Genomic DNA, 3,114 nt, shown 5'->3' on the forward strand with positions numbered 1-3,114 from the left:
GGTGCGATTTACTCACCAGGCCATCCATTATTTCCTGTTGGGTGAGCGCATTAAAATCTTGAGCAGGATTTACTGAACGGCGCAGTAGATATTGAGAAGAGTATGCGGTAGAAGATTGGTAAAATTCATTACGCCTTGGAGCTGTGCGGGGGGGAGGATCCCATTGTCTGACTGTGGTATGTCTGTATCGTCCGCGCCTTGAAGAAGCGGCATGGTCATTGGGTTGGTTGTAAGCATTATTTGATCTTGTGTATTGACCACTGATACCAGCAGAGCTTTTATCCATAATTATATTTCATTAATGCATGAAAATATAAAAAGCAGACTGCTGTTTTGTTCAAAAGTTCATTTTGCTACAACGTCTATCAACGTAAACGGTTGGGGAAACACATCTACTCCTGATGCCATCAACCCGTTATTTTCAAATCATCCGGGGCGAGATGTATGGGCAACAGGTGTTCAACACTGGCATTCCTTCCCGGCATGTGAAAACGGATCTTGAGTCATGATAGGAGGAAGGCGATTACTGGCTGGTTGTTTTCTTTCTCTTTGCCGGTTTACCGGTTTGCTCCTCTGAATGTTCTTCGGTAGTCAAGTAACCATGATCTGAGGGTTGCCTGCCTTTATCAGCAGTAACGTATGCCTCATCTGCCCGCCTTCTTTTAAGTGATACAGAGCCATGCTCCTGTGGCGGGATGCCTATCCTGGTCTTTATTTGATTAATGTATGGTTTCATTAAACCCTGATTCGAGAGCATGTTAACCGGAATTTCAATGACCTCAAATCCTGCTTTTTGCAACAGTGCGATTTTCAGCAGAGTAGAACCATTCCTGGTTTTGAAATCACCCCCCACGTAATGAAATGGTCCCTGAATTTCAATCACCATGTTGTGATCTGGCAGTAGCAGGTCAACCGGAGGCAATGAGTTCAGACTCTTTTCTTCTTCAATCTGCAAAGATGGAATGCATGATTGGAGTTGATCGCGGAAGACGGATTGAGGTTTTGAAACGATTGTCTGGTAATGGGGTACGACCGGACACGCTCTCCCAAGCCAACTTGCGGCCTGGACAATGGTGCGTTGATCCTCTTTATTGTTCAGGAATGTATTTTCCAGTCGGGCAAACAGGTCATCCATGGGCTTTTCAAGCACGTGATTTTTATTGGCATTGGCGACCAGAGACAGCCTGGCACAGCAGACCATTACTCCCCAGAGAGACATCAATATCGCTTGCTGAGAGAGCTGAGGGTTTTTACTGATTCGGCAGACCAGCGACTCGAACGTGGATGTAAACACGTTCAGCTCAACGAACTCACCCAGTTTCGCCATGGCCCACAGAAGGTTGGCGATTTCCTGTGGTTTAAAGTTAGCTTTCTGTGCGTTCACGTGGGGCAACAGCGCGGCCACGGCCTCGTTGAGACCTGGTGTCTGCTTCTGTCCGTTGTCCACCAGTTTCGCCATGACCCACAGCAGGTTGGCGATACTCTGGGCATTAAACCGGCCTTTCAGTGCGCTCACGAAGGGCAACAGCTCGGCTACGGCTTCTTTGAGCCCTGGTGTCTGCTCCTGCCCGTTGTCCACCAGTTTCGCCATGGCCCACAGCAGGTTGGCGATTTCCTGTGGTTTAAAGTGAGCTTTCTGTATGTTCACGTGGGGCAACAGCGCGGCCACGGCCTCGTTGAGCTCTGGCGTCCGCTCCTGACCGTTGTCCATCAGTTTTGCTACGGCCCACAGCAGGTTGGCGATTTCCTGTGGTTTAAAGTGAGCTTTCTGTATGTTCACGTGGGGCAACAGCGCGGCCACGGCCTCGTTGAGCTCTGGTGTCCGCTCCTGACCGTTGTCCACCAGTTTTGCTACGGCCCACAGCAGGTTGGCGATTTCCTGTGGTTTAAAGTGAGTTTTCTGTATGTTCACGTGGGGTAGCAGGGCGACCATAGCCTCTTTGAGTTCTGGTGTCCGTTCCTGCCCGTTGTCTACCAGTTTCGCCATGGCCCACAGCAGGTTGGCGATATCCTGGGCATTAAATTGGTCTTTCTGTACGTTCACGTTGGGCAACAGCGTGGCCACGGCTTCTTTGATTTCTGGTGTTTGCTCCTGCCCGTTATCCACCAGCTTTGCCATGGCCCACAGCAGGTTGGCGATATGCTGAGGAATAAATTGGTCTGTCTGTGCGTTCACGTGGGGCAATAGCGCGGCCACGGCCTCGTTGAGCCCAGGTGACCGAGCCTGGCCGTTGTCCACCAGTTTCGCCATGGCCCAGAGCAGGTTGGCGATACCCTGTGGTTTAAAGTTAGCTTTCTGTGTGTTCACGAGGAGCAACAGCGTGGTAACGGCTTTGTTGAGTTCTGGTGTTCGCTCCTGCCCGTTGTCCACCAGTTTCACTATGGCCCACAGCAGGTTGGCGATTTCCTGTGGTTTAAAGTGAGCTTTCTGTGCGTTCACGTGGGGCAACAGCGCGGCCACAGCCTCTTTGAGCTCTGGTGTCCGGTCCTGCCCGCTGTTCACCAGTTTCGCCGTGGCCCACAGCAGGTTGGCGATACCCTGGGCATCAATATCCCATGCTTCAGGTTTTTGGTTGCACTTGAATATTATTGCATCAAGCAGAGTGGACAATAAGGCAGCTTGACTGAGCTGAACACGCTCATCCATGGGTTTATGAGGGGTAAAAACACCTGCTGAAGTCAATGAATGCATTGTTGTCGTCAGGCTTCGCCAATTCCAGCTCCGCGTTGCTGTGAAATTTTGCAGCAAACGTATCAGCTGGCTTTGTTCCGCTCGATTTAACGGTCTTTTAGCAGTTGACGTGTATTTTTTAATTGAACTGGCATATTGACCGTGATTTCTCCCATCATAGCGATTTCCGAAACGACCCGATTTACTCACCAGATCATCCATTATTTCCTGTTTGATGAGAGCATTAAAATCTTGAGCAGGGTTCACTGATCGGAACATTAGATTTTGAGAAGGGCATGCGACAGAAGAGTGGTAAAATTCATTATGCCCCGGGGCTGTGCGGAGGGTATTAACCCATTTTCTGACTGTGGTATGTCTATATCGTCCGCGCCTTGAAGAAGCGGCATAGTCATTCGGTTGGTTGTAATCATTATTTGATCTTG

2 protein-coding genes are annotated in these 3,114 nt (G+C 49.8%); both read right to left on the reverse strand.

Annotated elements, in window-relative coordinates; genetic code table 11:
- A partial coding sequence (locus CX664_RS25480) for a hypothetical protein (protein WP_145999772.1) occupies positions 1-286 on the reverse strand: 286 nt, incomplete at its 3' end.
- A 237-nt stretch (positions 287-523) separates the two neighbouring features.
- A partial coding sequence (locus CX664_RS02600; RefSeq protein WP_145999773.1) for a DUF1601 domain-containing protein occupies positions 524-3,114 on the reverse strand: 2,591 nt, incomplete at its 5' end.

The sequence above is a fragment of the Endozoicomonas acroporae genome, assembly GCF_002864045.1.
Lineage (GTDB): Bacteria > Pseudomonadota > Gammaproteobacteria > Pseudomonadales > Endozoicomonadaceae > Endozoicomonas > Endozoicomonas acroporae.